Annotated in this window: 21 protein-coding genes and 1 tRNA gene; 8 read left to right on the top strand and 14 right to left on the bottom strand. The window is 64.6% G+C overall.

From position 1 onward, the window contains the following. Positions 1 to 51: 51 nt before the first annotated feature. The 5 genes from NOV72_RS16540 to pepN form a co-directional block, all read right to left on the bottom strand. On the bottom strand, positions 52 to 555 hold the full coding sequence (locus NOV72_RS16540; protein WP_106855674.1) for a hypothetical protein: 504 nt from the start codon (positions 553 to 555) through the stop codon (positions 52 to 54). Continuing rightward, positions 552 to 1,529, bottom strand: coding sequence for a tyrosine-type recombinase/integrase (locus NOV72_RS16535; protein WP_106855673.1), 978 nt, complete (start codon positions 1,527 to 1,529; stop codon positions 552 to 554). Before NOV72_RS16535 ends, NOV72_RS16540 begins: the two co-directional genes overlap by 4 nt. Positions 1,530 to 1,601: 72 nt before the next feature. Further along, positions 1,602 to 1,677 (bottom strand) — tRNA-Thr (locus NOV72_RS16530). A gap of 53 nt (positions 1,678 to 1,730) precedes the next feature. Beyond that, positions 1,731 to 2,750, bottom strand: coding sequence for a class 1 fructose-bisphosphatase (locus NOV72_RS16525; RefSeq protein WP_106855672.1), 1,020 nt, complete (start codon positions 2,748 to 2,750; stop codon positions 1,731 to 1,733). Between the two features lie 117 nt (positions 2,751 to 2,867). Further along, a complete protein-coding gene (gene pepN / locus NOV72_RS16520; protein ID WP_106855671.1) occupies positions 2,868 to 5,585 on the bottom strand; it encodes an aminopeptidase N in 2,718 nt (905 codons plus the stop codon). Between the two features lie 222 nt (positions 5,586 to 5,807). On the opposite strand from pepN, the gene NOV72_RS16515 reads away from it, so the two are divergent. The 8 genes from NOV72_RS16515 to NOV72_RS16480 all read left to right on the top strand — a co-directional run bounded on the left by NOV72_RS16515 (position 5,808) and on the right by NOV72_RS16480 (position 13,902). Beyond that, the gene (locus NOV72_RS16515; RefSeq protein ID WP_106855670.1) at positions 5,808 to 6,509 is read left to right on the top strand and encodes a DUF4136 domain-containing protein; all 702 of its coding nucleotides are present in this window, start codon (positions 5,808 to 5,810) and stop codon (positions 6,507 to 6,509) included. A 161-nt stretch (positions 6,510 to 6,670) separates the two neighbouring features. Continuing rightward, positions 6,671 to 7,369 carry a CDP-alcohol phosphatidyltransferase family protein gene (locus tag NOV72_RS16510; RefSeq protein ID WP_106855669.1) on the top strand — a complete coding sequence of 233 codons (699 nt, stop codon included), beginning with the start codon at positions 6,671 to 6,673 and terminating at the stop codon, positions 7,367 to 7,369. After that, positions 7,366 to 8,178 carry a HalD/BesD family halogenase gene (locus NOV72_RS16505; RefSeq protein ID WP_106855668.1) on the top strand — a complete coding sequence of 271 codons (813 nt, stop codon included), beginning with the start codon at positions 7,366 to 7,368 and terminating at the stop codon, positions 8,176 to 8,178. The genes NOV72_RS16510 and NOV72_RS16505 overlap by 4 nt, the downstream gene beginning before the upstream one ends. Next, the gene (locus NOV72_RS16500) at positions 8,175 to 9,191 is read left to right on the top strand and encodes a flippase-like domain-containing protein (protein WP_106855667.1); all 1,017 of its coding nucleotides are present in this window, start codon (positions 8,175 to 8,177) and stop codon (positions 9,189 to 9,191) included. Before NOV72_RS16505 ends, NOV72_RS16500 begins: the two co-directional genes overlap by 4 nt. Positions 9,192 to 9,217: 26 nt before the next feature. After that, entirely contained in the window at positions 9,218 to 9,994 is a 777-nt protein-coding gene (locus NOV72_RS16495) for a phosphocholine cytidylyltransferase family protein (RefSeq protein ID WP_106855666.1), read from the top strand. Next, a complete protein-coding gene (aepX, locus tag NOV72_RS16490; RefSeq protein ID WP_106855665.1) occupies positions 9,991 to 11,688 on the top strand; it encodes a phosphoenolpyruvate mutase in 1,698 nt (565 codons plus the stop codon). Before NOV72_RS16495 ends, aepX begins: the two co-directional genes overlap by 4 nt. Next, positions 11,681 to 12,838 carry a phosphonopyruvate decarboxylase gene (aepY, locus tag NOV72_RS16485; protein WP_106855664.1) on the top strand — a complete coding sequence of 386 codons (1,158 nt, stop codon included), beginning with the start codon at positions 11,681 to 11,683 and terminating at the stop codon, positions 12,836 to 12,838. The genes aepX and aepY overlap by 8 nt, the downstream gene beginning before the upstream one ends. After that, positions 12,838 to 13,902, top strand: coding sequence for a 2-aminoethylphosphonate aminotransferase (locus NOV72_RS16480; RefSeq protein ID WP_106855663.1), 1,065 nt, complete (start codon positions 12,838 to 12,840; stop codon positions 13,900 to 13,902). The genes aepY and NOV72_RS16480 overlap by 1 nt, the downstream gene beginning before the upstream one ends. A 12-nt stretch (positions 13,903 to 13,914) precedes the next feature. Here the strand turns inward: NOV72_RS16480 and NOV72_RS16475 are convergent, their stop codons facing one another. The 9 genes from NOV72_RS16475 to NOV72_RS16435 all read right to left on the bottom strand — a co-directional run bounded on the left by NOV72_RS16475 (position 13,915) and on the right by NOV72_RS16435 (position 25,513). Beyond that, positions 13,915 to 14,352 (bottom strand): hypothetical protein, encoded by a 438-nt coding sequence (locus NOV72_RS16475; RefSeq protein ID WP_181291069.1) that lies wholly within the window; start codon positions 14,350 to 14,352, stop codon positions 13,915 to 13,917. A 147-nt stretch (positions 14,353 to 14,499) separates the two neighbouring features. Further along, positions 14,500 to 15,828: a guanine deaminase gene (gene guaD / locus NOV72_RS16470; RefSeq protein WP_106855662.1), complete on the bottom strand. Its 1,329-nt coding sequence runs from the start codon at positions 15,826 to 15,828 to the stop codon at positions 14,500 to 14,502. A 32-nt stretch (positions 15,829 to 15,860) separates the two neighbouring features. Continuing rightward, the gene (locus NOV72_RS16465; protein ID WP_106855661.1) at positions 15,861 to 17,234 is read right to left on the bottom strand and encodes an NCS2 family permease; all 1,374 of its coding nucleotides are present in this window, start codon (positions 17,232 to 17,234) and stop codon (positions 15,861 to 15,863) included. Between the two features lie 5 nt (positions 17,235 to 17,239). Further along, positions 17,240 to 18,262: an adenosine deaminase gene (locus NOV72_RS16460; protein ID WP_106855660.1), complete on the bottom strand. Its 1,023-nt coding sequence runs from the start codon at positions 18,260 to 18,262 to the stop codon at positions 17,240 to 17,242. Positions 18,263 to 18,302: 40 nt separating this feature from the next. After that, complete coding sequence (xdhC, locus tag NOV72_RS16455; protein ID WP_106855659.1) at positions 18,303 to 19,319, bottom strand: xanthine dehydrogenase accessory protein XdhC; 1,017 nt, start codon at positions 19,317 to 19,319, stop codon at positions 18,303 to 18,305. A gap of 41 nt (positions 19,320 to 19,360) precedes the next feature. After that, positions 19,361 to 21,703 carry a xanthine dehydrogenase molybdopterin binding subunit gene (gene xdhB, locus NOV72_RS16450; RefSeq protein ID WP_106855658.1) on the bottom strand — a complete coding sequence of 781 codons (2,343 nt, stop codon included), beginning with the start codon at positions 21,701 to 21,703 and terminating at the stop codon, positions 19,361 to 19,363. Next, complete coding sequence (gene xdhA, locus NOV72_RS16445; protein WP_106855657.1) at positions 21,700 to 23,199, bottom strand: xanthine dehydrogenase small subunit; 1,500 nt, start codon at positions 23,197 to 23,199, stop codon at positions 21,700 to 21,702. Before xdhA ends, xdhB begins: the two co-directional genes overlap by 4 nt. A 273-nt stretch (positions 23,200 to 23,472) precedes the next feature. Continuing rightward, complete coding sequence (locus tag NOV72_RS16440; protein ID WP_106855741.1) at positions 23,473 to 23,991, bottom strand: disulfide bond formation protein B; 519 nt, start codon at positions 23,989 to 23,991, stop codon at positions 23,473 to 23,475. A gap of 142 nt (positions 23,992 to 24,133) precedes the next feature. Continuing rightward, positions 24,134 to 25,513, bottom strand: coding sequence for an amidase (locus NOV72_RS16435; RefSeq protein WP_106855656.1), 1,380 nt, complete (start codon positions 25,511 to 25,513; stop codon positions 24,134 to 24,136). Positions 25,514 to 25,516: the final 3 nt, after the last annotated feature.

Below are 25,516 nucleotides of genomic sequence, written 5' to 3'. Positions count from 1 at the left end.
AAATGGCACATCAACGAGTGCCATTAAATTTATTGCGAAGGTACATCGAGTTTATTTTTTGGGCGGTCGTCCTCGCGGTTGCGAGGGCAACAATTTGCGGATCGTGTCGGCTTCTCGCCCGAACCGTTCGGACAACATCATTGCGCGTTTCATTTTGCCTATGCCGGGATGTGTCCGACGAAGTTCGACATTGGCGCGCAAGATTGCTGCATGTTCGAGCGGAGAAATATGACCGCGTGCGAGCGGGGCGAGTCGTTGCGCCTTCTGCGTCAGATATAGCGCTTCATGTGCAGTCGTTCGGGTTAGCGTGGCCGCAAGGATATCGTCGGCGCGATCATCCTTTTTTATCGCCTGCACGATCACGCGCATTTCGTTGAGTGGAACCACGCGGGGTTTTTCCAGCGGCAAAAGGAACTCGGTTGCGCCGAGCAAATCCTGTCCGAATTCGCTGCCGTCTGGATATGTATCAATAAACTTTTGGTCGCGCAATTCCCGAAGCACCAGACGCACTTCGTTTTCTAAAGTGTCGCTCCGTGGCTTCGGGCGGCGGGTCATCGAATGTCGCCCAGTACGCGATTTACAAGTTCGGCCTTATGCGTGAGGGTCAAATGGCTGTAACGCTTTGCCATTTCAGTGCTTTGATGACCGAGCACATCCGCTATTTGAATTAGGGACGCACCGGACTGCGCGAGCAGACTTGCGCAACAATGTCTCAAATCGTGAAAGCGAAAATTTTCAATCCGTGCGGTGCGGAGGGCAGCAGTCCATGACGTGCCGATATTGAACGGTTGGCCGGGCCGGTAGCGCGACGGGAAGAGCAGCGCGTCGGGCGATGGCGGCCGTCCGAAACGACGGATTTCGTCGATAACGTTGGCGGGTAGCGGCAGCACGCGCTCACGGTCGTTTTTGGTCGCGAATAAGTGGGCGGTGCTGCGTTCCAGATCAAGTTGCCTGTAGCGTAAGGTGAGTAGCTCAGATTTGCGCGCCCCGGTTGTCAGCGCCAGCAGGATCAGCAAATAAAGGCGATCCCACGAACTGATGCGGCATACTCGAAGCAGTCGATCTCGTTCTGCATTAGTTAAGAAGCGGGTGCGGGCATTCTTTACCTTGTGCGATTCGACTTCGCGGCACGGGTTGGTGTAACCACGCGGCATCAGGCGACGGCGAACGGCCCATGTGAGCACGGCGGAGAGGACGGCTTTCTTCCGGTTCACTGTGGCGGGTGCCGGTAGACCAAACTGTTTTAGGTGCGGGGAGCCATCGGGATGCGTGCCCATGTACTTGCGCACCGGGGTTTGCGCGAGCACTTCAAGTGCGTCGGCAATATCATCCGAACAGATTTCAGCGGCAAGGGTGTCGGCACCGAGTAGCGGAAGCCACACGGCGAGCGTTGCTGCGCGTCCAATATCACGACCATCGTAGGCGGCCATGTACGCATCGCAGACTTCGCGAAAGGTGAGTGTTTTGCGGTTCGGTGCGACCGGGAAGGATCGCACCACGGACGGCTCCGTCTTGCTGTTTTCGGACATTTCAGACTCCACAGAAAGCAACTCATTAGGTTGTTTGCGTGGTGGCTGAAAAGCCGTGACGAATCAGTTACTTGGTGCCGGAAAGAGGAATCGAACCCCCGACCTTCGCATTACGAATGCGCTGCTCTACCGTCTGAGCTATTCCGGCATCAGAGAAACAAGATTATAGCGACCGCATTCTCGTTTTGGCAATACCCTGAATCAATTTTTCTTTTCGAGATGGTAACGGGTCACGCGGTCGACTTCGCTCTTCGATCCGAGGAACACGGCTACGCGTTGATGCAGGCTGGTCGGAACGATGTCGAGGATGCGTTGCTCGCCGTTGGTCGCCGCGCCGCCGGCCTGCTCGACGATGAACGCCATCGGGTTTGCTTCATACATCAGCCGCAGCTTGCCGGGCTTCGACGGATCGCGCTTGTCGGCGGGATACATGAAAATGCCGCCGCGATTCAGGATGCGGTGCACGTCCGCGACCATCGACGCGATCCAGCGCATGTTGAAGTCTTCCTTGCGCGCGCCGTCCTTGCCGTCGTTCAGTTCATCGACGTAGCGCTGCACCGGCTCGTACCAGTGACGCGTGTTCGATGCGTTGATCGCGTATTCGCGCGTTTCGGCCGGAATCGTCATGTCGCGCTGCGTGAGCACCCACGAACCGAGCTCGCGATCGAGCGTGAAGCAGTTCACGCCGTTGCCGGTCGTCAGCACGAGCACCGTCTGCGGGCCGTACACCGCATAGCCCGCCGCGACCTGCTCCGATCCCGGCTGCATGAACGCCTGCTCGCTCGGCTCGACGCCGTCCGGGCAGCGCAGCACCGAAAAGATCGTGCCGATCGACACGTTGACGTCGATATTCGACGAGCCGTCGAGCGGATCGAACGTCAGCAGGTAATTGCCCTTCGGATAGCGGTTCGGAATCGGGAAGATCTTTTCCATCTCTTCCGATGCCATCGCGGCCAGATTGCCGCCCCATTCGTTGGCTTCGAGCAGGATTTCGTTCGAGAGCACGTCGAGCTTCTTCTGCACTTCGCCCTGAACGTTCTCGCTGCCGGCCGAGCCGAGCGCCTCGCCGAGCGCGCCCTTGCTCACGTGATAGCTGATCTGCTTGCACGCGCGCGCAATGACTTCGATCAGGAGACGCAGATCGGCCGGCAGGTTCTGGTGTTCGCGCTGCTGTTCGATGAGGTATTTCGACAGCGTGGTGCGGCTGGAGATGGAGGACATGCTAGGGCTCCGTGAGCGTTAGACGAATAGTCACGATTCTAACCGCTCGACCCGGCCGCCCCGTGTGACAGCGCCGCGCGAAAAATTCGCGCGGCGGACGCAAGGACAATCCGATGCTTAAGCCGCGAGCGCTTTCTCGACCACCTCACGCACGTCACGCGATTTGGCCTTCGACGCGACTTCGCTCAGCGCCGCGTGCATCTTCTCGCGCAAACGCGGCGTGAAACGCCGCCAGAGTTCGAGTCCGCGCGCGAGACGCGCCGCGACTTGCGGATTGAGCGCGTCGAGCGCGATCACCTGTTCGGCCCAGAATGCGTAGCCGGAACCGTCGGCGGCGTGGAACTGCGCCGGGTTGCCGCTGCAGAAGCTAAAGATCAGCGAGCGCGCGCGATTCGGATTCTTGATGTTGAACGCCTGATGCTGCATCAACTTGCGCACGATCTCGATCACCTTGCGATCCGGGCCGCCGCGCTGCGTCGCCTGAAGCGCGAACCACTTGTCGACGACGAGCGCCTCGTTCTCGAATCGGCGATAGAAGTCCGCGAGCGCCGCATCCGCGACGGCCGCGTCCGCGCCCTTCGTCGCGCTCGCGAGCAGCAGGGCGGAGAGCGCCGCCGAGCGATCCGTCATGTTGTTGGCCGCATCGTATTGCGCCTGCGCGAGCTTGACGGCTTCGCGCGGATCGTCGAGCTGGCTCAGATAAGCGAGCGAGAGATTCTTCAGGCCGCGTTTGCCGGCATCGTCCGGCAGCGGACGATATTCGCCCGGCGTGCGGTTCGCTTCGTACGTCGCGAGCCACTTGTCGCGCAATTGCGACGCGAGCCGGCGGCTCATGAAGACGCGCGCCGCGTGCACGGCGGCCGGATCGGACACGGTCATCTGCTCGGCGAGATAGCTTTCGGATGGCAGCATCAGCGCGAGTTCGCGGAAGGCGGGCGTGAGCGTGGTGTCGTCGAGCACGCGGGCGAACGCCGCGATGACCTGATCGTCGATGGCAAGCGCTTCGCCCTTGGCCGCGCGTTCGGCGAGCGCGAGCAGTTCGCGCGTGGCGAGACGCTGGCCGGCTTCCCAGCGGTTGAACGGATCGCTGTCGTGCGCGAGCAGGAACGCGAGTTCATCGTTCGTATAGTCGTATTCGACGATCACCGGCGCTGAAAAATTGCGCAGCAGCGAAGGCAGCGGCGTATCGTTCACGTCGACGAACGTGAAGGACTGCTCGCGCTCCGTGAATTCGAGCACGCGCGTCGTTCCGTTCGGCTCCTTCTCGCCTTCGAGACGCAGCGGCAGATCCGCGCCGTTCTGCCCGATCAGGCCGACCGAGAACGGAATCAGCAACGGACCTTTCTGGGTTTCGCGCGCCGCTTCGGACCCGTCGCCGTAACCCTGCGTGAGCGTCAGCGTATAGCGTCCTTTCGCGGCGTCATGATGCGCGCGGACCGACACGCGCGGCGTGCCCGCCTGGCTGTACCAGCGCTCGAACTGCGCGAGATCGCGATGGTTCGCGTCGGCGAGCGCGTGGCGGAAGTCGTCGCAGGTCACGGCCTGGCCGTCGAACCGCTGGAAGTAGAGATCCATGCCGCGCCGGAAGCCGTCGCGCCCGAAGAGCGTCTGATACATCCGCACGACTTCCGAGCCTTTTTCGTAGACGGTCATCGTGTAGAAATTGTTGATCTCGACGTAGCTTTCCGGGCGCACCGGATGCGCCATCGGGCCGGCGTCCTCGGCGAACTGCATCTGACGCAGCACGCGCACGTCCTCGATGCGCTTGGTCGCTCGCGCCGCGGCGCTCGCGGCGCCTTCGGCGTCGCTTGCGGCCATGTCGGCGGAGAATTCCTGATCGCGGAACACCGTCAGGCCTTCCTTCAGGCTGAGCTGGAACCAGTCGCGGCAGGTCACGCGGTTGCCCGTCCAGTTATGGAAATACTCGTGGCCGACCACGGCCTCGATATTCGAGAAGTCCATGTCGGTCGCGGTTTCGGGATTCGCGAGCACATACTTCGTATTGAAGATGTTGAGGCCCTTGTTCTCCATCGCGCCCATGTTGAAGTCGCTCACCGCGACGATCATGAAGCGGTCCAGATCCAGTTCCAGCCCGAAGCGCTTCTCGTCCCAGCGGATCGAATTGATGAGCGAGTCCATCGCGTGACGGGTCTTGTCGAGATCGTGCGGCTCGACCCAGACCTGCAACAGTTTCTCCTTGCCCGATCCGGATTCGATGCGTTCCTCGATGCACACGAGCTTGCCCGCGACGAGCGCGAACAGATAGCTCGGCTTCTTGAACGGGTCTTCCCATTTGGCGAAATGGCGGCCTTCGGGCAGATCGCCTTCCTCGATCAGATTCCCGTTCGACAGCAGCACCGGATACGCGGTCTTGTCGGCGCGCAGGGTGACGACGTAGGTGGCCATCACGTCGGGGCGATCGAGGAAGTAGGTGATGCGGCGAAAGCCTTCCGCTTCGCACTGCGTGAAGAAGTTGCCGCTGGAGACATAAAGTCCGGAGAGCGTCGTGTTCTCGGCCGGATTGCAGATGTTCTCGATGCTAAGCTCGAAAGCATCCGCTGGAATATTGCCGATGGACAGTCCGTTTTCATGGACACGGACATCCGCGTGCGCGACGCCGTCGATCGCCGCGCGCACGAATTCGAGCTGCTCGCCCATCAATTCGAGGCGCGGCGCATCGCCCGGCGCGTCGGGGTTTCGGCGCAGCTTCATCGTGTTCTTCACGACCGTGCGCGCCGGCACGAGATCGAACTCGAGCGCGACGGAGTCGATCAGAAAGGCCGGCGGCGTGTAGTCCTGGCGGCGAATCACAGCGGATGCGGTCGTGTTAGACATGGCAAGATCTTCATGTTTGGATTGAACGGCGCCCGCGTCTCGTGTGCGCGGGGCGAGCGCACCAACGCGTGCGCGCCTGGTCGAATCATTGTACAAGCCGTCCGGAGATCGTGAATCGGGCGGCGCAGCGCGTCGTGGAACCCACAAAACAGGACGCCGCCGTGCGGGACGCGGCGGTGCTGTCTATAACTGAGAAGGGTGCGAAACGAAGTGAGGATGACCATGAATTTCCCGATCAAGGCGCTCGCCAGATGGACCGCGCTGATATTCGCGGCGATGTGGCTCGCGGGTTGCACGACCTACGTCCAGACGCAGGTCACCGCGTTCTCCGACTGGAGCGGCAGCGACGCCACGCGCACGTATGCATTCGCGCGCAAGGGCGAGCAGCAGAACAGCATCGAGCAGACGACTTATGAGACGCTCGTTGCGAACGAGCTGTCGAAATACAACTTCCGGCAGGTTCCCGAGGGAAGCGCGAACTATCAGGTCGCGCTCGCGTATTCGGTTCGCGGCGACATGATGACCGTGCGCCAGCCGATCTACTCCGATCCGTGGCCGATGTACGGCGGCTGGGGCGGTCCGTTCTGGGGCGGTCCGTGGAGCCCGTGGGGTCCGTACGGGGCGTGGGGCGTGACCGGTTACGTCGATCAGAGCTATCCCGTCTACATCCACGCGCTGCAAATCCGCATGAACGACCGACAGACCGGCCGCGAAACGTACAAGGTGACGGCCGTCAATTCGACCGGCGACCCTTCGCTCTATCAGTCGATGCCTTATCTCGTGCGCAGCGCGCTCGCGGGCTTCCCGCTCGGCAACGGCACGGTGCGCACGGTGACGCTGCCGGTCGACAAGAACGGCGGCATCTCCAACGAAACGGCGGCGGCCGGTTCGAACGTGGCGCCCGCGCCTAAAACAGTGGATTGAAGGTCGGAAAATATTGCTGCGGCGCGCCGCGTCCGATTCCGGGCACAGCGCGGATGCGAGTCTCGAGAACGCCCGCTGGCCTTTGACTAAACAGGGAATTATCGCCGCGACGCCAGGCCGCAATATATGCAGCTTCGGCGAATTAGCGATATATTTCCGGGATGACAAAATCGTGTCCGCCCCGTCCTAAGACCGTTCCCGAGCCCACCACATGGGACGCGCGGCTCGCACGCCGCCTCGTCACGCCGCTCGTCGGCACGCCGGTAACGCCTAATCATCTGACTACGCTGCGCCTCGCCATCGGTCTGGCCGGCGCGTATTATTTGTCGCTCGGCCAGTTCTGGATGTGCACGGTCGGCGCGCTTCTGATCGCGCTGTCGAACCTCGTCGATCACACCGACGGCGAGCTCGCGCGCATCAGCGGGCAGTCGAGCAAGATCGGCCACTTCTACGACCTCGCGTGCGACGCGCTCGTGACCGTGCTGCTTTTTCTCGGCATCGGGTTTTACGTCGCCGTGCATCACCCGTCGATGATCCTGCCTGCGCAATGGCTCGGCGGCATCGCGGGCGTGGCGGTCGCGCTGATCTTCTTCCTGCGCATGCGGATCGAGTCGATGGTCGGCAAGTCCGGCACCAAACAGGCGTCGATGGCCGGATTCGAGACGGAAGACGTGCTGTATCTGCTGCCGGTCGTGACCATCCTGAACGGCATGACGCCGTTTCTGATCGCGGCGGCGATCGGCGCGCCGCTCTTCGCCATTTACGTGGCGGTGGACTATCAACGCGTGACCGCGCAGTTGAAGCGCCGCGCGCAGGCCACCCATGCAAAAGACGACAAAGATTTCCAGGCGGTGAGATGAGCGATACGGCAACTCCGGATAACACGCTGATGCAATCCGCGCATGTCGAGGCGGTGAGCCGCCCGTCGAAGCGCGACATCGATTCGACCCTGAACGCGCGGCTCGCCGCGCTGCACACGCCGAAGCTGCGCGACGAGTACAACGAGCAAAGCTCGTTTCTCTACATCGAAGACTTCCTGCCGCGCGACTACACGGAACGTCTGATCGCCGCCGTGCATGACGTGATGCCGTCCGTGAACCGCAACTATCTGCCGGGTCACAAGGCGGGCGGCAGCGTGAGCCGTCATACGCTCGACAAGCTCGCGCCGTTCATCGCGGACTTGTATCGGTCGGAAGCGCTCATCAAGTGGCTGGAAACCATCACCGGCGACAAGCTGCAACTCTCGCCGCAAGACGATCCGCACGCCTACGCGCTGTATTTCTATACGCGTCCCGGCGACCATATCGGCTGGCATTACGACACCTCGTACTACGACGGCCGCCGCTACACGCTGCTGCTCGGCGTGATCGACGATTCGTCCTGCAAGCTCGACTACGAACTGCACACCAAGACGCCCGGCATTCCGGATCAGCCCGGCTCGGTGCAATATCCGCCCGGCGCGTTCGTGCTTTTCGATGGCGACAAGCTGCGCCATCGCGTGACGCCGCTCGGCGAGAACGAGATGCGCGTGTCGCTCACGTTCGAGTACGTGACGAACCCCAACATGCGTCCGTTCCAGCGCTTCATCTCGAACATGAAAGACTCGATCGCGTATTTTGGGTTCAGGCAGGTCTTTCGCCGCAAGGGCGGCAAGAACGGACAGGCATGAGCCGCGCGGGCACATTCCTGCTGTCGGTCGGCGTGGTGCTGTTCGTCGCGCTGCTCGGCTGGCAAGGCTTCGGTTCGGTCGCATCGACGCTGGCCGCGGCGGGCTGGGGGCTGGTCGCGGTGGCGGCCTTTCACTTCGTGCCGCTCGTCATCGATGCCGGCGCGATCAGCGTGCTCTTCCCCGAGCGGCAGCGCGACGTTTCCGTCATCGACGCGTTGCTCGCGCGCTGGGCCGGCGAATCGGTGAACAGCCTGATGCCCGCGGGCCAGATCGGCGGGCCGATGCTGATGGTCCGCTATCTCGCGCAGCGCGGCATGCGCGCGCGCGACGCGGCCGCCGTCATCACCGTCAGCACGACGATGCAGACCGTCGCGCAACTGATCTTCGCGCTGATCGGCGTCGTGCTGCTCACAGGCTATGCGGCAGGCGGTTCGTCTTCGACCGTGACGATCGCGGTGCTCTCGGTGATCGGCGTGATCGGTCTCATGATCTTCGGCTTCTATCTCGCGCAGCGGCGCGGTCTCTTCGGCCGCGCGATGCGCTTCGCGTCGGGCATCGCCGCGAAATTCTCGGCCAAGCGCGACTGGTCGTCGCTCGTCACGCGCGCCGAAGCCGTCGATGCCGCCGTGCACGAAATGTATCGCGAGCGCGGCAAGGTGGCGTCGAGCTTCGGCTTGAGTCTCGTCGGCTGGATCGTCGGCACCGGCGAAGTATGGCTCGCGCTGCATCTGCTCGGCCATCCGGTCGGCTGGGCCGAAGCGCTGCTGCTGGAAAGTCTCGGCCAGGCGATTCGCGGCGCGGCCTTCGCCATTCCCGGCTCGCTCGGCGTGCAGGAAGGCGGCTATCTGTTGCTCGCGCGTCTGGTCGGCTTGCCGCCCGAGGCCGCGCTCGCGCTGTCGCTCGCCAAGCGCGCGCGCGAACTGCTGCTCGGCGTGCCGGGCATCGTTTATCTGCATTTCGTTGAAAAAGGCTGGCAGCGCCGCCGTCTCGCGCGCGTGCCGGATATCGACTGACCCACCGACGAAGGGAACATACAAGCATGCGCGCAATTATTCTTGCGGCCGGGATGGGCTTGCGCCTCGTTCAGCCCGAAGGCCAGCAAAAGCCGAAATGTCTGCTGCGGTTCGGCGATGCCTCGCTGCTGGAGCGTCATCTGCACTTTTTGAAGGCCGCGAATGTCGATGAAGTCGTCTTCGTGACCGGCTTCAAGACCGAGCAGATCGAAGCGGAGCTCGCGGCCATCGACTGGAAGCCGAAGACCGAGATCGTCGTCAACGACGAATACACGCTCGGCAGCGTGCTGTCCGTGCACACGGCGCGCGACGCGATGACGCGCGGCGGCGATGTCCTGCTGATGGACGCCGACGTCCTCTACGACGAACGCATCTTCGCGCCGCTCGTCGCGGGCGGGTCGGTGAATCGCCTGCTGATCGATCGCGATTTCGAAGCCGGCGACGAGCCGGTGAAGCTGTGCGTCGAGAATGGCGTGCCGGTCGAGCTGCGCAAGCAGGTTGCGGCGGGCCTGAAGTACGACACGATCGGCGAATCGGTGGGTTTCTTCCGCTTCGATCACGCCACCGCGACGCGTCTCGCGGAAATTTGCGCCGCTTACGTCGATTCGGGCCGTGCGAAGATGCCGCACGAAGAAGCGGTGCGTGACCTGTTGCTCGAAAAGTCCCACGTGTTCGATATCGCCGACGTGACCGGCGCACCGTGGATCGAAATCGATTTTCAGAACGACGTGAAGCGCGCCGCCGACGAAGTGCTGCCGCAGTTGAATGCGCTGCGTCAGTTTGCAGGAGCATCCCAACAATGAACGCACCCGGAACCATTCCCGTCGGCTACTCGCGCACCCTGCGCCTGCGCGAGATGCTGCAAAGCAATCGCCTCGAATTCCTGATGGAAGCGCACAACGGCATCTCGGCGCGCATCGCGCGGGAAGCGGGCTTCAAGGCCATCTGGGGCTCGGGCCTGTCGATCTCCGCGCAGTTCGGCGTGCGCGACAACAACGAAGCGAGCTGGACGCAGGTCGTCGACAACCTCGAATTCATGGCCGACGCGAGCGATCTGCCGATCCTGCTCGACGGCGACACCGGCTACGGCAACTTCAACAACGTGCGCCGCCTCGTGAAAAAGCTGGAGCAGCGCGGCATCGCGGGCGTGTGCATCGAGGACAAGCAGTTTCCGAAGACCAACAGCTTCATCAACGGCGAAGCGCAGCCGCTCGCCGACATCGACGAGTTCTGCGGCAAGATCAAGGCGGGCAAGGATTCGCAGAGCGATCCGAACTTTTCGATCGTCGCGCGCGTGGAAGCGCTGATCGCGGGCTGGGGCATGGAAGAAGCGTTGAAGCGCGCCGAGGCGTATCGCCAGGCGGGCGCGGATGCCATCCTGATCCACAGCAAGCTGTCGAAGCCCGACGAGATCCTGACGTTCGCACGCGAATGGGCCGGGCGCGGTCCGCTCGTCATCGTGCCGACGAAGTACTACAGCACGCCGACCGACGCGTTCCGTCAGGCCGGCATCAGTTGCGTGATCTGGGCGAATCACCTGATTCGCGGCGCCGTTTCCGCGATGCAGGCCATCGCGAAGGAAATCCACGACAGCGAGACGCTCGTGAACGTGGAAGACCGCATCGCTTCGGTGAACGAGATCTTCCGTCTGCAAGATGCGGACGAGTACTCGGCCGCCGAAAACATCTACCTGAGCGCGGCCAACGAGAAGCAGAGCGCGATCGTGCTCGCCGCGAGCCGTGGCGCGGGTCTCGAAGCGCTGACCGAAGCGCGTCCGAAAGTGATGCTGCCGGTGGCGGGCAAGCCGCTTTTGCGTCACCTCGTGGAGGCGTTCAAGAAGGAACGCATCAACGACATCACCGTGGTCGGCGGTTATCGCGCCGATGCGATCGACAAGGGCGGCATCCGTCTCGTCGTCAACGAGCGGCATGACAGCACGGGCGAGCTTGCGTCGCTCGCGTGCGCGGTCGGGCACATGAACGGCGACACCGTGATCTCCTACGGCGACCTGCTGTTTCGCAGCTACATCCTGCGCGATCTGACCGAATCGGACAGCGATTTCTGCGTGGTCGTCGATTCGTCGCAGGCGCCGGAAGCGGGCGCCGCCGCGACCGATTTCGCGTACTGCTCGACCGCCGACGACCGCGCGCTGTTCGGCCAGAAAGTGTGGCTCGACAGCGTGGTCGGCGCGGGCCAGGCGTTGACGGACGGACGCGCGCCGCAAGGCCGCTGGATGGGTCTCATCAAGGTGCGCGCCGGTGCGCGCGACCGCTTGCTGGCCACGCTCGCCACGCTGCAACAGCGCGCCGGTTTCGACACGCTCGACATGGCCGCGCTGCTCAACGCGCTGATCGCGGCGGACCAGAAAATCGAAGTGCAGTACGTGCACGGCCACTGGCGCGGCGTGAACGACCTCGACGATTTCCGTCGCGCGGGCGATTTCGCGCACGGTCAGACGCCGATCGGCTCGGAAGGCACGGAGAACGCGCGTGATTGAGGCCGCACAGTTCGTCGAGGCCGCGCGCGCGCGTGGTTTCGACTGGTATGCGGGCGTGCCGTGCTCGTTTCTCACGCCGTTCATCAATTACGTGCTGCAGGACGAATCGCTGCACTACGTGTCGGCGGCGAACGAAGGCGACGCGGTCGCGCTGATCGCCGGCGTGGAACTCGGCGCGAATCGTCGGCGCAGAGGCATCGCGATGATGCAGAACTCCGGCCTCGGCAATGCGGTGAGTCCGCTGACGTCGCTGACCTGGACGTTCCGTCTGCCGCAATTGCTGATCGTCACGTGGCGCGGCCAGCCGGGCGTTCACGACGAACCGCAACACGCGCTGATGGGCCCGATCACGCCGCAGATGCTCGAAACGATGGAAATTCCTTGGGAATTGTTCCCGACGGAACCCGAGCAGATCGGCCCGGCGCTCGATCGCGCGACGGCGTATATGGACAGCACCGGCCGTCCGTACGCGCTCGTCATGCAAAAGGGCAGCGTCGCGCCTTTCGAGTTGAAGAAAGCGGGTTTGTCGGGCGTGCGCGCCAACGTGCATCCCGTGACCGTCGAGCGCTTCGAAGGCGAGCGCGTGACGCGCCACGACGCGCTGAGAAAAGTCATCGCCAACACGCCGGAGGATTCGACGGTCGTGCTTGCATCGACCGGTTTCTGCGGCCGCGAACTCTACGCGATCGACGACCGCGCGAACCAGCTCTATCTCGTCGGCTCGATGGGCTGCGTCACGCCGATGGCGCTCGGCCTCGCGCGCTCGCGTCCCGATCTGCGCGTCGTCGCGCTCGACGGCGACGGCGCGGCGCTCATGCGCATGGGCGCGTTCGCGACGCTCGGCGCGTACGGACCGTCGAACCTGATTCACCTGCTGCTCGACAATGGCGCGCACGAATCGACGGGCGGCCAGGCGACAGTCTCGCGCGAAGTCGATTTCGCATCGATCGCGGCGGCGTGCGGCTATGCGCTCGCGCTCGACGGCGACGATCTCGGCGTGATCGATCGTCTTTTCGGCGCGAACGACGTGAACGGCGCACGCTTCGCGCGCCTGTCGATCAAGACCGGCACGCCGGGCGACCTGCCGCGCCCGAAGATCACGCCCGAGGACGTGCGCGCGCGTTTGCAACACCACATTGGAGGCCGTTGATGCTGCTGCTGAATCCGGGTCCTGTCACGCTGACCGAACGCGTGCGCAAGAGCCTGCTGCAAACCGACTTGTGCCATCGCGAGCCGGAGTTTTTCGATTTGCAGGATGAGGCGCGCAAGCGTCTCGTCGCTGCTTACGAGCTCGATCCGGCGAAGTGGAGCGCCGTGCTGATGACGGGCTCGGGCACCGCAGCGGTCGAAAGCATGATCGCCGGTCTCGTGCCCGAAGGCGGGCGCCTGCTCGTCGTGGAAAACGGCGTGTATGGCGATCGCATCGCGCAGATCGCGAAGCAATACGGCATCGAGTACGAAGTCGCCAAATACGAGTGGATGCGGGCGCCGGACATCGACGCGATCGTCAAGCTGCTCGACGGCGGACGGTTCACGAACGTCGCGATCATCCATCACGAAACGACCACGGGCCGCCTGAACGCGATCGATGCGCTGTCGCGCGCGTGCGGCGAGCGCGGCATCGGCCTGCTGCTCGACGCGGTGAGCAGCTTCGGCGCCGAAGCGATCGAATTCGACGGCGGCGGCATCGCCGCCATCGCCGCGACCGCGAACAAGTGCCTGCACGGCGTGCCGGGCGCGGCGTTCGTGATCGCGCGCCGCGATGCGCTGGCGAACGCGGCGAGCCGCAATTACTACCTCGGCATCGGGCGTCTCGCGAAGTTGCAGGACGAGCGCAACACGCCGTTCACGCCGTCCGTGCATGCGTACTACGCGCTCGTCGAAGCGCTGCGCGAGTTCGAGGAAGAGGGCGGCTGGCGCGCGCGTCATCGGCGCTACGCGAAGCTCGCGGAACAGGTGCGCGCGGGCCTGGCTGCGCTCGGCATGCATAGCGCATTGCCGCCGGAGGAATCGTCGGTGGTGTTGCGGGCGTATCGGTTGCCGGCGGCCGTCACCTATGAAACGCTGCACGACGCGCTCAAGGCGAAGGGTTTCGTGATTTATGCGGGGCAGGGCGGCTTGTCGAAGGAGCTGTTCCGCATTTCGACGATGGGCGCGCTCGACGCGAACGACATGGATCGGCTGATTTCGTCGTTCGTGGAATTGCTGCGCTGAGTCGATAGCCGCTCACTGCTTGCAGAAAATCGCCGTGACGAAAGGCGCGACGTGGTGCACATCCGCGTCGCTGCCCGTGGCGCGCACCTGCTGCTCGACCTCCTTGTCGCCGCCCCACACGACCGCGCCGTAAGCCGAATCGGCGATCGGCTCGCCTTTGCCGAGCCTGAAGATCGGGTCATCCTTCTGGTACGCGACGACCACGTACACCTTGAAGCCGTAAGCCGTCAGCGTCGCGCCTTTCACGGGCTTGAACGCGTTGACGGAGTTCGGCTCCACGCGCATCGGCCTGGTTTCCAGCAGCCCGTCCTGCTGCAACGGCGCGACGAAATCATGCGCGGTCGATTTGCAGTCGAGCTGCGCTTCGATCGGCTTCGCATGCGCGAGCGCCCCGAGCGACGCGAGCGTCGCAGCCAGGGCGATCCGGTGGATTCGGGCGGCGTGCTTCATGTTGACGCGATGTTAAGGACAGCTTGCACTTTAACGAGATTGCAACGAACCTGCACAAAACGTCGATCGAATCGTCGTGAAATGCGTGGCACGGCCAACAAAAAAGCGGCCCGCAGGCCGCTTGTCGGATGAATCGTCGAAGGCGCGTCAGGCCGCCAGTTCCAGCTTCGCCGTGTTGCGCTTGTCGCGCGAATGCACGCGCTTGCCGGCCGCGTAGGTTTCGAACACCGCGCGATCGTCGCCGAGCAGCGCGAACGCGAACAGCAGTTCTTCGAGCGTCTCCGTGCGCGACGTGCGGCGCGCGAGCAGCGGCGTCGCGTTCGGATCGAGCACGACGAAGTCCGCTTCGCTGCCGGCTGCGAGCGTGCCGATCTTGTCGTCGAGTTCGAGCACTTGCGCGGCGCCCGTCGTCGCGAGCCAGAACATGCGCGTCGCCGTCAGATGATGCCCGGTCAGGCGCGCGATCTTGTGCGCGGCGCCCATGGTCTGCAGCATCGAGAACGACGTGCCGCCGCCGACGTCCGTCGCCATCGCGACCGGCATGTTCGATTCGCCCGCCTTCTCGAAGTCGAACAGGCCGCTGCCGAGGAACAGATTCGACGTCGGGCAGTGCGACGCCACCGCGCCGGTTTCCGCCATGCGCCGGCGGTCGGTGTCGTCGAGATGGATGCAGTGGCCGTACACCGCGCGGCGGCGCAGCAGGCCGTAGTGATCGTAAATGTCGAGATAGCTGCGATGCCCCGGAAACAGGCTCTCGACCCACTTGATTTCGTCCGTGTTCTCCGCGACGTGCGTCTGGATGAACACGTCCTGATGCTTCTGCGCGAGCGTGCCGCACGCTTCGAGCTGCGCTTCCGTCGATGTCGGCGCGAAACGCGGTGTCAGCGCGTAATGCTGACGGCCGCGGCCGTGCCAGCGCGCGATGAGTTCCGCGCTGTCGTCGTAGCCGGATTGCGCCGTGTCGCGCAGAAACTCGGGGCAGTTGCGATCCATCAGCACCTTGCCCGCGACCATGCGCGTGCCGCGCGCCTCGCTTTCGGTGAAGAACGCGTCGGCGGATTGCTTGTGCACCGTGCAGTACACGAATGCCGTCGTCGTGCCGCACGCCAGCAGTTCGTCGATGAAAAAGCTCGCCGTTTCACGCGCGAGCGCGGGATTCTCGAAGCCGCGCTCCGTCGGGAACGTGTACGTGTTCAGCCACGGCAGCAGGCCCGGCGCGGGCGACGCGATCATGTCCGTCTGCGGGTAGTGAATGTGCGAGTCGATGAAACCCGGCACGATCAGCTTGTCGCGCATGGTGTGGACGGTCGCGTCGTCCGCGAGCCTGTCGCGCAGCGACGCATACGCGCCCGCCGCGACCACTTTGCCGTCCTCGACGATCAGAAGGCCATCGGCCTCGTAGACCGCGCCGTCAGCGGCATGCGCGGGATCTTCCCGGAAGGTCAGCAACTGGGCGCGGTAGGCGGTCTGAGTCATGATGCAACGTCTCCGATTTCTAAAAAGTTTGACTACAACTGCGAAAGCAGTACGAGTGAAAAGGCCGCGATGATCCACATCGCCGGCTTGATTTCCTTCGCGCGACCCGTCGCCGACTTCAGCACGACGAACGCGAGAAAGCCGTACGCGACGCCGTCGGTGATCGAGTAGGTCAGCGGGATCAGGATCATCGCGAGAAACGCGGGAATGGCTTCGTCGAAGCGATGCCATTCGATCTGCGTGATCGCTTCCATCATGAACACGCCGACGAGCACGAGCGCGGGCGCGGTCGCGATCGCCGGAACGAGCGAGAGCAGCGGCGAAAGAAACAGGAAGGGCAGGAAGCACAGGCCCGCGACGACGGCGACGAGGCCCGTGCGCCCGCCCGCCGAAATGCCCGCCGCCGATTCGATATACGCGTTCGCCGGGCTCGTGCCGAGCGGCGCGGAAATGAGCGCGGAGAACGAATCGACCATCATCGACTGGCGGATGTTGCGCGGATTGCCGTCCTTATCGAAGAGCTTGCCGGCTTCGGAGATCGCCATGAACGTGGAGAGCGCGTCGAAGAACGACGTGAACAGCATCACGAAGATGAACGGCCAGTAGATGACCTTCAGCGCGCCCATGAAATCGAGCTGCATGACCGCCGAGAAGTCCGGCGCGGAGAACAGGCCGTTCCAGTTGACGAGCGTCTTCGTGGCGATCGCGGCGGGCCAGTACGCGGTGCCGTCGCCCCAGAAGCGGCCGATCGGAATCGCGATGATCGTCGTGAACACGATGCCGAGCATCAGCGCGCCGGTGACCTTGCGCGCGACGAGAATGGTCGTGACGGCAAGCCCGATCAAAAACGTGATGACGACGGGATTCAGCGACGCCGAATGCACGATCGTCACCGGATCGCCGACGACGAACTTCGCGTTCACGAGCCCGATCAGGCTGATGAACAGGCCGATGCCGCACGACACCGCATGCCGCAGATTCGCGGGAATCGCATCGACGACGAGCTTGCGCGCGTTGAACACGGCGAGCACGGCGAAGATCACGCCGGACCAGAACACGCAGCCGAGCGCGGTCTGCCACGGCATCTTGCCGCCGTGAACCATGACGAACGCGAAGAGCGCGTTCATGCCCATGCCGGGCGCGACGAGCACCGGATTGCGCGCGTAGAGGCCCATCGCGCAACTGCCGAGAAAGCTGACGATGACGGTCGCCGTCAGCGCGGCCGGAAACGGCACGCCCGCCTGCGAGAGAATGCCCGGATTGACGACGATGATGTACATCGCCGTGAGGAAGGTCGTGATGCCCGCGACGATTTCCGTCTTGGTGCGCGAGCCCGCCGCGCGAATGCCGAAAAAGCGTTCGATTGCGGTCGCGTCTTGTCGTGAAGTTGTTGCTGTGGTTTCCATGCTTTTTACTGCTTCCAGTGCTGATCCAGACGCGTGACCATTGCGTCGCGTTCTTCTTCGGTGACGAACGAGGCTTCCAGGCTGTTCTTCAGGAGCGTATAAACCTCGTGATCCGTGAGCTTCAGCGCATCGACGATCGCGAAGTAATTCGCGTTGACGTAGCCGCCGAAGTACGCGGGATCGTCGGAGTTGATCATCACCGCGACGCCCTGATCGAGCAGGTCTTTCAGCGTGTGCTTCGTCATGTCGTCGAACACGCAGAGCTTGATGTTCGACAGCGGGCACACGGTCAGCGCGATGCGCGCATCCGCGAGACGCGCGACGAGCGCCGCGTCCTCGATGCTGCGCACGCCGTGATCGACGCGATCCACCTTCAGCAGATCCAGCGCCTCATACACGTACGACGGCGGTCCTTCCTCGCCCGCGTGCGCGACGAGCTTCAGCCCGCGCTCGCGCGCCTTCGCGAACACGCGCTCGAACTTCGACGGCGGATGACCGCGCTCCGACGAATCCAGCCCGACACCGATCAGCCGATGCGCGTACTGGTCGAACAGCGGCAACGCGCTTTCATACGTGGCAAGCGCGTCTTCCTCGGACAGATGGCGCAGGAAGCAGAGAATCAGCTTGCTCGACAGACCGCGCTTCTCGCCTTCTGCCAACGCGGCATCGATGCCCGCGACCACCGTTTCGATCGATACGCCGCGTTCCGTATGCGTCTGCGGATCGAAGAAGATTTCCGCATGCGCGACGTGGTCCGCGAGCGCGCGCTCGACGTAGGCCATCGTCATGTCGTAGAAATCCTGCTCGGTGAGCAGCACGCTCGCGCCGGCGTAGTAGATGTCGAGGAACGATTGCAGGTCGGCGAATGCGTAGGCGGCGCGCAGCGCGTCGATCGAGTCGTACGCGAGCTTCACGCCGTTGCGTTTGGCGAGCTCGAAGATGAGCTCCGGTTCGAGCGACCCTTCGATATGGATATGCAGCTCGGCTTTTGGCGCGCGCGCAATCTTGTCGGCGAGTGTGGGGTTCATGTGGGCTGTGTTGTGTTGGGGCTGCGGTTGCGCCTGTGGGTCAGGCGGTCTGTTGCGACGACGCGTGGCTCGATGCGTTGGCTTCGACCGCCTGCAGCAGTTGGGCTGCCGCTGCAACGGCGATCACTTCGGGCGCCTTGTCGACGATGCCGTCGATGCCGATCGGACACACCATTCTCGCGATGCGCGCCGGATCGATGCCGCGCGCCGCGAGCCGATGCTCGAACTGCTTCTTCTTCGTGAACGAGCCGATCATGCCGAAAAACGCAAAGTCGCCGCGTCTCAGGATGCATTCCGCCAGCGCGAGATCCACCGTGTGGTTGTGCGTCATCACGATGTAGTACGCGTTGGGCGGCGCGCGGTCGACGGCTTCGTCGGGCGCGTCGTTCGGTTCGATCGTCACGTTCTCCGGCACGAACTGCGGCGCGGGAAACGCAGCGTCGCGCTCGTCGACCCAGGTGACGTGACAGGGCAGCGTCGCGAGCACGCGCACGAGCGCCGCGCCGACGTGGCCCGCGCCGAACAGCACGACCTGGAAGTCGCGCGGCGCGATGGTTTCGGTGAGCAGCGCGCCGCTCTCGTCGAAACCGGCGCCGTCCCACAGGAGGCAGTCGGCGTCGGTCGCGCCCGGTTCGGGATCGGAGAGCATGACGGCGTCGGGCATCGGCGCGAACGAGACGCTGCGCACGGTCGACAAACCCTGCGCGGTGCGTTTCGACAGCGTCGTGACCCAGTTCAGGTCCGACACGTCGAGCCGCTCGAACGCCAGCACGACCGCACCGCCGCAGCACTGGCCGAGGCTCGGGCCCAGAGCGAAACGCTCCAGCCGCCGCATGCGCGGGCTGCGCATGCCGTCCTTCAGCACTTGCCGCGCGGTCTCGATGGCCTTCCATTCCAGATGGCCGCCGCCGATCGTGTAACGCGCGTCCTCGCGCGTGACGATCATCTTCGTGCCCGGCTCGCGCGGCGCGGAGCCTTCGACACGCGCGACCGTCACGAGCACGGCGGCGTCGCCGTGCGCGAGCAGGTGTTGCAGGTCGTTCAGCCAAACTTGCATCGAGTGAGCTCCAAAAATGTCGTTTTGCGTCGTCGCAGGCGCTAGTTTACCGGGGCGGCTACGCCGGCCTCGACCGTCAGCGCGTCAAGAATTGCCTCAGGCGTCGCCGGTGCGCGCAATTTCGGTGCATCGGCGGAATCCGGCGCCGCCGATGCGATCGCCGCGCGAATCGCGAGCAGCACCGAAAACGCCAGCAACAGCGGCGGCTCGCCGACCGCTTTCGAGCGGAAAACGGTCGGCTCGGCGTTGTCGTTCCGGAAAAGGGCGACGTTGAAGATCGCGGGCGCATCGCTGACGGCCGGAATCTTGTAGGTCGACGGCGCGTGCGTCATCAGGCGGCCGTCGCGGTTCCACCACAGTTCCTCGGTCGTGAGCCAGCCCATGCCCTGGATGAAACCGCCTTCCACCTGGCCGATGTCGATCGCCGGATTGATTGAGCGTCCCGCGTCGTGCAGCAGATCGGCGCGCAGCAGTTTCCACTCGCCGGTGAGCGTATCGACGACGACTTCCGACACCGCCGCGCCGTAGGCGAAGTAATAGAACGGATGGCCTTGCAGCGTCTTGGCGTCCCAGTGGACTTTCGGCGTCGAATAAAAACCGTCCGACCACAACTGCACGCGCGCGAGATACGCGGCCGCGACGAGCTGATCGAACGGCATCTGCCCGCCGTTCACCTCCACGACGCCGCCGTGAAAGCGCGCATCGGCCGGATTGCCGCCGAGCTGCTTCACGACGAGTTCGGCGAGACGCCCGCGGATCGTAAGCGCGGCGGCTTCGGCGGCCTTGCCGTTCAGATCGCTGCCCGTCGAGGCCGCCGTCGCCGATGTATTCGCGACCTTCGATGTATCCGTCGCCGTGACGCGCACGCGCTGCAAGCCGATGCCGAGCACGCTCGCGACGACCTGCGCGACTTTCGTGTTGAGCCCCTGGCCCATTTCCGTGCCGCCGTGATTGACGAGCACGGAGCCGTCCTTGTAGACGTGCACGAGCGCGCCCGCCTGGTTCAGGAACGGCACGTTGAACGAAATGCCGAACTTGACCGGCGTGAACGCGATGCCGCGCCTGAGCACGCCGTTCTTCGCGTTGAACGCGGCGATGCCGGCGCGGCGCTGCTGATACTCGCTCGACGCGACGAGTTCGTCGGTCAGCGCCGCGATCACGTTGTCTTCGACCGTCTGACCGTAAGGCGTCACGTTGCGCTCGGCGATGCCGTAGTAGTTCGCGCGCCGCACGTCGAGCGGATCGCGTTTCAGCCGATGCGCGATCTCGTCGAGCATCACTTCCATCACGAGCGCGCCTTGCGGGCCGCCGAAGCCGCGAAACGCGGTGTTCGACTGCGTGTTGGTCTTGCAGCACAGCGCACGGATATCGACGTCGCTCAGGTAGTACGCGTTGTCGAAATGACAGACGGCGCGCGTGGCGACCGCGCCCGACAAATCCGCCGAATAGCCTGCCCGCAACGCGATCTCGACGCGCGCGCCGGCGATGCGCCCGTCGTCGTCGAAGCCGCATTCGTATTCGTAGACGGCGTCGTGGCGCTTGCCGGTGATCATGAAGTCGTCGTCGCGATCGGCGCGCAGCTTCACGGGGCGCTTGAGCAGATGCGCCGCGAGCGACGCCACGCACGCGAACAGCGCCGATTGAGATTCCTTGCCGCCGAAGCCGCCGCCCATGCGCCGGCATTCGCACAGCACGGCATGCGTCGGCCAGCCGAGCATGTGCGCGACCACCTGCTGCATTTCGCTCGGATGCTGCGTCGAGCTATGAACGAGCATGCCGTCCTGCTCCTTCGGCACCGCGTACGCGACCTGTCCTTCGAGATAGAACTGTTCCTGCCCGCCGACCTCGAATTCGCCCGCCAGCCGATGTTTCGCCGATGCGATGCGCCCCGCCGGATCGCCGCGCCGCAAGTGCAGCGGCGGCAGCACGAACTGGTTGCGCGCCTTCGCCTCGCGCGGCGTGAGCACCGCTTCGAGCGGCTCGTAGCGCACGACATCCTCGCTTTTCGCGAGCGCGGCGGCGCGGCGCGCCAGATCGTGACTTTCCGCGATGACGGCGAAGACCGGCTGGCCGAGGTACTCGACTTTATCGGCGGCGAGGATCGGATCGTCGTGCAGCACGGGGCCGCAATTGTTCTCGCCGGGAATGTCCGCGGCCGTCAGCACCGCGACGACGCCGGGCGCGGCGCGCACCGCATCCAGATCGAGCGACACGATGCGCGCATGCGCATGCCGCGACAGACCGAGCGCCGCGTGCAGCGTGCCGCGCAACTCGGGAATGTCGTCGGTGTAGATCGCTTCGCCGCTCACGTGCAGCGCCGCCGATTCGTGCGGCAGCGCGGCGCCGGCGGCGTCGAGCGCGAGCGGTTCGTTCAGTCGGTTCATGGCGCTTCCTCCGCATGTGCGCCGTACGCGAACGCGTTCACTTCGGCGAGCGCGAGCGGGGCGTCCGGGCGCGTTTCCAGATAGAAGCGCCACAGCACGTTGCGCGCCACTTTCGCGCGATAGGCGCTCGATGCGCGCATGTCGGTGAGCGGCTGGAAATCGGCGTCGAGCGCGGTCATCGCGTGGCGCGCCGCCGCTTCGTTCCATGCGTTGCCGACGAGCGCGGCCTCGGCTCGCGCGGCGCGTTTGGGCGTCGCCGCCATGCCGCCGAACGCGATGCGCGCATCCGTGACGCGATGGTTCGCGTCCAGTTCGATCGCGAACGCCGCGCACACCGCCGAAATGTCCTGGTCGTAACGCTTCGACACTTTGTATGTCCGAAAGCGCAGTGCGGCGGCCGGGCGCGGCACGCGAATCGCCGTGAGGAATTCGCCGGCATCGAGCGCGGTTTTCTGATAGCCGAGATAGAACGCGTCGAGGCGCATCGTGCGGGTTTTATCGGCTTTCTGCAGCACGAGTTCCGCATTCAGCGCGATGAGCGCCGGCATGGAATCGCCGATCGGCGAGCCGTTCGCGACATTGCCGCCGAGCGTGCCCGCGTTGCGGATCGGCCGCGACGCGAAGCGCGTCCACAGTTCGGCAAGCTCGGGATAATCGGCCGCGAGCGCGGCGTACGCGTCTTCGAGCGAGGCCGCCGCGCCGATCGTCAACGTCTGCGCGTCGCGCTCGATCGTCTTCAGTTCGTCGACATTGCCGATGTACAGCAGGTCGCCAAGCTCGCGGAACTGCTTCGTGACCCACAGGCCGACATCCGTGCTGCCCGCGAGCAGGCGCGCGTTCGGATGCGCGGCGCGCAAGCGGGCGAATTCGGCGCGCGTGACGGGCGCGTGGAACGCCGGCGCGCCGGGCGGCTGGTATTCGAAGGTTTGCGTGCGCTTCAGGGCCGCGAGTGTTTGCGCGATCGCATCGGTGTCGAAGGGCGCGCGCGGATACTCGAACATGCGCTGCGCGGCATCGACGATCGGCCGGTAACCCGTGCAGCGGCACAGATTGCCTGAGAGCGCGGCGGCGATTTCATCGCGCGAAGGCGGGCCTGCATCGCGCGGATGGTGGTGATACAGCGCCCACAGCGACATCGCGAAGCCCGGCGTGCAGAAACCGCATTGCGAGCCGTGACAATCGACGAGCGCCTGCTGCACCGGATGCAGCGCGCCATCCGCGCCGCGCAGATCTTCGACGGTGAAAAGGGCGCGGGAATCGAGCGTCGGCAGAAACTGGATGCACGCGTTGACCGCTTTCAGCGCGAGCGCGCCGGAAGCGTCGAGTTCGCCGATCACGACGGTGCATGCGCCGCAATCGCCTTCCGCGCAGCCTTCCTTCGTGCCGGTGCATAGCGCGTCCTCGCGCAGATGCTGAAGCACCGTGCGCGTGGCGGGCGCGTCGCCGATTTCGCGTACGGCGCCGCGTTGGAGGAAGCGGATGGTTTGCGTTGTCATGACTCAGGAAGACATTGCGGACCGGGCGCGCGTTACGCGGTTTCCGTTCGCTTCATGGGTTGCTGCGAGAAAACTCTCAGGCTGCCTTTGAGCAAATCGGACTGCGCGCACGTAGATCGCCATCCAGACACGACCTTAACATCCCAATATCTCAAAAATATGGGCGCGCACGTATCAAGATTATGCGGATGCGCTGATGCGGGAAAGGGGAGACGCGCGCAAGGCGGTGAAGCGAGGAAAAGCGGGCGGCGCAGAGCGGCCGCCCGGAATAATTTACCTGACGGTCGCGCGCAGCTTGCGCTTGAGGCGGATGCTGGCCGCGACCAGCACGAAAATCAACGCAAACGCGATCAGCGACCATTGCGGCAGCGACAGCCCGAGAATCGGCGGATACGGCGTTTCGCACAGACCCGCGACCTTGAACACTTGCGGCAGCCAGCTTGCGGGCGGCAGGCCGTCGACGATTGGCTGAAGCGCGTCATAACCGCAACTGAAGCCGGGATGCGACTGCACATAAACGTGGCGCAGCGCGGTGGCGACGCCGCCGAGCGCCGAAATCGCGACGAGCGTTTCCAGCAGCGCAATGCCGCGCCAGCTACGGAACGCCGCGCCGAGGAACGCGAAGATCGCGATCAGCACGAAGAAATAGCGCTGGATGATGCACAGCGGGCAGGGATCTTCGCCATGGAAGAATTGCAGGTACAGCGCGCCGCCGACGAGCCCGAGACTGACGAAGCCGAGCAGCACGAGCAGGCGGCGCTCGCGGCGCATCACCCGGTCGTCCTGATGCATCGTGAAGTGATTCAAAGAGTTGTTCATTGTTCCGCAACGATTCGAGAAGGAACCACCTGAGTTTCATGGGTATCGCGGTGAATTCTAGCGCGAACGCCCGATGTGCAAAATCAGCCGCGACATTCGACCGTTTTTCAGGCGCTCAGCGCGTCGTTTCCAGCACCGCTTCGACCGCGCGTCCGATCGACAGCAACGTGTCGTCGGCGTTCGGCGCGCCCGCGAGCATCAGGCCGACGGGCGCCTCGCCGCGCGGATGGCAGGGCAGCGACAGCGCGCTCGCATCGAGGAAATTGAAGGCGGTCGGGTTGCGTAGGATCAGCGCATTGGTGCGCGTGAAGGCGTCGTCGTCGGTTTCGAGATCGGCGATGCGCGGAGGCACGACCGGCACCGTCGGGCAGACGATCGCGTCGAAACGTTGCCAGAGCGTCGTGCGGGCCGCTTCGATCATCGCGGCGCGCGCCTCGCACAAGTCGATGTAATCCGCCGCGCTCGCCGCTTCCGCGCGCTTCAGACGCGCGAGCACGCGCGGGTCGTACGCGTCGCCGCGCTCGGCCATCAGCTTTCGATGCCACGCGTACGCCTCGATCGCGACGAGCGGATAACGATTGATTTCAGGCAGACGATCCAGCGGCGCGAAACGCACGTCTTCGACCAGCGCGCCCGCCGCCGCCAGATGATTGACCGCCGCGGCGACCGCGTTCGCGACGGGCGCTTCGACGCCGTCGGTCACGTAGTGCGTGAGCACGCCGAGGCGCACGCCGTCGAGCGGACGCGTCGCGGGCACGCCGGGATCGCGTCCGGCGAGAATGCGATCGACGAGCGCGCAGCACGCGACCGACATGCCGATCGGCCCGAACGAATCGAGCGTCTTGGAGAGCGGCACGCCGCCTTGCCTCGGAATGCGGCTCGCGGTCGGTTTGAAGCCGGTGAGGCCGCACAGCGCGGCGGGAATGCGCAGGGAACCGCCGGTATCGGTGCCGAGCGCGACGGCGGCCATGCCGTCGGCGACCGACGCCGCCGCGCCCGACGACGAGCCGCCCGCGATGCGCGCGTCGCCCGGCACATCCGCATGCCACGGCGAACGCGGCGTGCCGTAGTGCGGATTCAGTCCGAGGCCGGAAAACGCGAACTCGCTCATGTTGGTGCGCCCGACGATCACCGCGCCCGCGCGGCGCAAGCGCGCGACGGCGACGGCGTCGGCCTTCGCGGGCGCCGCATCGTGGAGCGCTTTCGAGCCGGCGCGCGTCACTTCGCCTTCGATATCGAAGAGATCCTTGATCGACACCGGAATGCCCGCGAGCGGCGAGAGCACGGTGCCGGCGCGGCGCAGCGCATCGTGGGCGTCGGCGGCAGCGCGGGCGTGTTCGGCATCGACATGGAGAAACACGGTGGAGCCCTGGCCCGCCGGATCGGCGATGCGTTCGAGCGCCGCCTCGACGAGCGCGCGGCTCGTCGTGCGGCCGCTTTTCAGATCGGCGGCGAGTTGGGCAAGCGGGGCGAACTGCGGCGAAGTGGTCGGCATGGC

Origin of the sequence: Caballeronia novacaledonica (genome assembly GCF_900258035.1) — a bacterium.
Lineage (GTDB): Bacteria > Pseudomonadota > Gammaproteobacteria > Burkholderiales > Burkholderiaceae > Caballeronia > Caballeronia novacaledonica.
Note: the sequence above shows the minus strand (reverse complement) of the source record. Positions and strands in the feature narration are given on the sequence as shown.

Excerpts from the sequence above, each read along its gene's own strand:
- NOV72_RS16540 (WP_106855674.1), bottom strand. The coding sequence starts at position 555 with ATGACCCGCCGCCCGAAGCCACGGAGCGACACTTTAGAAAACGAAGTG.
- NOV72_RS16535 (WP_106855673.1), bottom strand. The coding sequence starts at position 1,529 with ATGTCCGAAAACAGCAAGACGGAGCCGTCCGTGGTGCGATCCTTCCCG.
- NOV72_RS16525 (WP_106855672.1), bottom strand. The coding sequence starts at position 2,750 with ATGTCCTCCATCTCCAGCCGCACCACGCTGTCGAAATACCTCATCGAA.
- pepN (WP_106855671.1), bottom strand. The coding sequence starts at position 5,585 with ATGTCTAACACGACCGCATCCGCTGTGATTCGCCGCCAGGACTACACG.
- NOV72_RS16515 (WP_106855670.1), top strand. The coding sequence starts at position 5,808 with ATGAATTTCCCGATCAAGGCGCTCGCCAGATGGACCGCGCTGATATTC.
- NOV72_RS16510 (WP_106855669.1), top strand. The coding sequence starts at position 6,671 with ATGACAAAATCGTGTCCGCCCCGTCCTAAGACCGTTCCCGAGCCCACC.
- NOV72_RS16505 (WP_106855668.1), top strand. The coding sequence starts at position 7,366 with ATGAGCGATACGGCAACTCCGGATAACACGCTGATGCAATCCGCGCAT.
- NOV72_RS16500 (WP_106855667.1), top strand. The coding sequence starts at position 8,175 with ATGAGCCGCGCGGGCACATTCCTGCTGTCGGTCGGCGTGGTGCTGTTC.
- NOV72_RS16495 (WP_106855666.1), top strand. The coding sequence starts at position 9,218 with ATGCGCGCAATTATTCTTGCGGCCGGGATGGGCTTGCGCCTCGTTCAG.
- aepX (WP_106855665.1), top strand. The coding sequence starts at position 9,991 with ATGAACGCACCCGGAACCATTCCCGTCGGCTACTCGCGCACCCTGCGC.
- NOV72_RS16480 (WP_106855663.1), top strand. The coding sequence starts at position 12,838 with ATGCTGCTGCTGAATCCGGGTCCTGTCACGCTGACCGAACGCGTGCGC.
- NOV72_RS16475 (WP_181291069.1), bottom strand. The coding sequence starts at position 14,352 with ATGAAGCACGCCGCCCGAATCCACCGGATCGCCCTGGCTGCGACGCTC.
- guaD (WP_106855662.1), bottom strand. The coding sequence starts at position 15,828 with ATGACTCAGACCGCCTACCGCGCCCAGTTGCTGACCTTCCGGGAAGAT.
- NOV72_RS16465 (WP_106855661.1), bottom strand. The coding sequence starts at position 17,234 with ATGGAAACCACAGCAACAACTTCACGACAAGACGCGACCGCAATCGAA.
- NOV72_RS16460 (WP_106855660.1), bottom strand. The coding sequence starts at position 18,262 with ATGAACCCCACACTCGCCGACAAGATTGCGCGCGCGCCAAAAGCCGAG.
- xdhC (WP_106855659.1), bottom strand. The coding sequence starts at position 19,319 with ATGCAAGTTTGGCTGAACGACCTGCAACACCTGCTCGCGCACGGCGAC.
- xdhB (WP_106855658.1), bottom strand. The coding sequence starts at position 21,703 with ATGAACCGACTGAACGAACCGCTCGCGCTCGACGCCGCCGGCGCCGCG.
- xdhA (WP_106855657.1), bottom strand. The coding sequence starts at position 23,199 with ATGACAACGCAAACCATCCGCTTCCTCCAACGCGGCGCCGTACGCGAA.
- NOV72_RS16440 (WP_106855741.1), bottom strand. The coding sequence starts at position 23,991 with ATGCATCAGGACGACCGGGTGATGCGCCGCGAGCGCCGCCTGCTCGTG.
- NOV72_RS16435 (WP_106855656.1), bottom strand. The coding sequence starts at position 25,513 with ATGCCGACCACTTCGCCGCAGTTCGCCCCGCTTGCCCAACTCGCCGCC.